Source organism: Candidatus Accumulibacter vicinus (genome assembly GCF_000584955.1).
GTDB lineage: Bacteria > Pseudomonadota > Gammaproteobacteria > Burkholderiales > Rhodocyclaceae > Accumulibacter > Accumulibacter vicinus.
Genome location: NZ_JDSS02000039.1, coordinates 32,849 through 35,589, shown reverse-complemented (window position 1 = coordinate 35,589; position 2,741 = coordinate 32,849). Strand labels below are relative to the sequence as shown.

The 2,741-nt window shown below is 60.7% G+C and carries 4 protein-coding genes; all 4 read left to right on the top strand.

From position 1 onward, the window contains the following. Nucleotides 1-423: hypothetical protein (locus CAPSK01_RS17485; protein ID WP_034929705.1), on the top strand; the 423-nt coding region annotated here is incomplete at its 5' end. After that, complete coding sequence (locus CAPSK01_RS17480; RefSeq protein ID WP_034929702.1) at nt 423-1,193, top strand: hypothetical protein; 771 nt, start codon at nt 423-425, stop codon at nt 1,191-1,193. The genes CAPSK01_RS17485 and CAPSK01_RS17480, both read left to right, overlap by 1 nt. A gap of 2 nt (nt 1,194-1,195) precedes the next feature. After that, entirely contained in the window at nt 1,196-1,600 is a 405-nt protein-coding gene (locus CAPSK01_RS23820; protein ID WP_273703987.1) for a hypothetical protein, read from the top strand. Next, a partial coding sequence (locus tag CAPSK01_RS17470) for a tape measure protein (protein ID WP_273703986.1) occupies nt 1,600-2,741 on the top strand: 1,142 nt, incomplete at its 3' end. The genes CAPSK01_RS23820 and CAPSK01_RS17470, both read left to right, overlap by 1 nt.

Sequence of the window (2,741 nt, the reverse complement as noted above, 5' to 3'; positions counted from 1 at the left end):
ATGAGTAGCGCCATCGCCCTGGCCCGCGCCGAATTGGCAACCCGCCTGGAATCTATCGCCCCCGTCCGCACGGGCCTAGCCGCTTTGGAAACCACCAGCGCCATCCTGCCAGTGTTTGTGATTTGGGATGTCCGTGACAGCCCCTCCACTCAACAGGAATACGCAGCGCCGCAATTCACCCGGCAAATGGTGGTGGAATACAAAGCCATTGCCGCCGCCGACTATGACGCTGCCATGGACACGGTATTGCACACCCTTCGCGCCGCGTTGAAACCCAACATCGGCGAACCCGCGCTGGCCCATGCCACCGCGATCCGGGAAACCGCCGTGCAATTTTTTGCCCCGGCGATCACTGAAACCGGCGCGTCGTCTATCGCGTCTTTGCAAATCACGTTTGAAATCGATTATCTGGAGCGTCTCTAATGTCTATTTCGGTCGCATCCCGCGGGATGTTCCTCCACTGTGCGTTCAAGATCGGGTTTTGGGATGGCGATAGTGCGCCTACCTATTTTTTTGACCCGTGCAATTTTACCAAGCTGGAAATCGCCAGCCAGACCCAGGAATCTGACCCGCTGATCTCCAACATCGAGGGCACTGTCGGCGAAACCCTCACCAGCGTCCAGAAATCCACCAAACCCGCCAGCCTGAGCGCAGAAGCCAATTACATGCCGCCGGTGATGTTTGGGCTGCTGCTGGGTGCGGACATTACCGAATTCAGTCAGGCCACAGCGGGCGTCACCGATGAGGCGATCACCCCGGCGCTGGGGCTGTGGGTTCCGTTTACATCGGGTAACAAGTACATCGAAGCGACCGGGTTTACCGCCAAGACGGCAGCGGATGCGGTCGTCGCCGCCACTCATTACGAAGTCGATCACATCAATGGCCTGTTCAAGGCGTTGAACGCGACCGGCTTGACCGTCGCCAAGATCAACTACACCAAATCCACCCGCTCTGGCGAAATTTACAAGGGTGGCAAGGCCAAGTCGAAATACATCAAATTCCTCGGCACCGGCACCGAGAAGGTTTCGGAAAGGCGCTGCCGCATCGTCATCCACAAAGCCAATCTCGCCGCCAGCGGCACGTTTGATCCAGCAACAGAAACCTATGTCAAGGGCGCTTTCGCCGGAGACTTACTGACTCCGCCCGGCGAAAGCTCGCCGTGGCAGTATGAGTATCTCGACCTGGCGGCCTAATCATGGCGATCACGCTCAACGGGTTGGCGCTTCCGTCCGGTCTCCGTTGGAGTGATGAGTTCGCGTGGTCGCCGCTGCAAACCGTGCGCGACTACTCCCTAACCGGCGCGCTGATTCTACAAACCGCCGAGCGTCAGGCCGGACGCCCGATCACTTTGCTCGGCGGCGAGCGCTGGGCGTGGATGATCCGCTCCCAGCTGCTGATACTGCAATCATTCCTGAATGCGTACGCCCCCTCGCGCCCCTTGATCCTGCATGACGCCCGCAATTTCGCCGTCGCTCCAGTTTATGAGGGCGATGGCCCGCTGTATGCGACGCCAAAAACAAGGGTATTGGATTCTGGATTGGCTAATCCCGGACCCGATGAGTGGTATGTCATTCATCACCTCAAATTGATCACCGTCTAATGGCCGAGCGCAATCTCGTACTGCAACTGCTGATTACGGCGCGGGATACGGCCAGTGAAGTCGTGGGCCGCGTGGGCGCGGGAGTGCGTGGCATTGGAGATGCGGTTAGCGCCGCGCTGGAACCGCTGCGCGCCTTTGGCGGACTCATGTCCGCCGCGATTGGCCTTGGCGGGGCCAAGGAATTGGCGGATCGCGCCGATGCGTATACCCGCCTGACCAACTCGCTCAAGGTCGCCACAAAGTCGGAAGAGGAATACCTGACCGCCCGTGAAGCGGTGATCGGGATAGCCCAGCGCGCCCACTCCGACCTGGAAACCACCGCCAGCCTGTACGCCCGCATTAACCAGAATGCGGCGGCGATGAATATCAATCAGGAACAGGTGGTAAACCTGACGGAACTGATTTCAAAGGGAATGCAGCTGGGCGGGGGCAGCGCGGAGGAATACGCCGGAGCCACCTTGCAATTGACGCAAGCCTTCGGATCGGGCGTGTTACGCGGCGAAGAATTCAACTCGGTGATGGAAGCCAGCCCCGAGCTGATGAAACGACTGGCCGCTGGCCTCGGCGTGGCCGTGGGCGAATTGCGTGGGCTGGCCGAGCAAGGCGTTTTGACCAGCACCATTGTCAGCCAGGCGCTGCTGTCGCAAAAGGACGCGATTGATGCCGCTTACGGCAAAGCCACCCAAACTCTGGAACAGGCGTTTACCCAACTCGGCAGCAAGGTCACGCTGTTTGTCGGGCAACTGAACGAATCAACCGGCGCTTCGGCCAGCGCCGGCGCCGCGATCAAATTCCTGGCCGAAAACCTGAACGTGGTGGCCGCCGCCCTGGGCGGCGCTTTTGTTGCCTCGATTGCCAAATCGACGACCGCAATGGTCGGCTATGTTCAAGCCTCGTTGGCGGCGCGGGTCGCGGCTCGCGATCAGGCGGTGGCGGCGGCGGCGCAGGCCGAAGCCAACATCGCTGCCGCGCAAGGCAACGTGGCCGCCGCGCAGGCCGCCTATAACCGGGCGCTGGCGGAACAGCGCGCAACGCAAGCGCAACTGGCGGCGCTGGAATCCAGCGTTGGCTTGTTCGCCAGTGAGGAAGCGTTAACGCTGGCTCGGCAACAAGCCAGCGCGGCGGCATCCGCTGCAACAAC

Excerpts from the sequence above, each read along its gene's own strand:
- CAPSK01_RS17480 (WP_034929702.1), top strand. The coding sequence starts at position 423 with ATGTCTATTTCGGTCGCATCCCGCGGGATGTTCCTCCACTGTGCGTTC.
- CAPSK01_RS23820 (WP_273703987.1), top strand. The coding sequence starts at position 1,196 with ATGGCGATCACGCTCAACGGGTTGGCGCTTCCGTCCGGTCTCCGTTGG.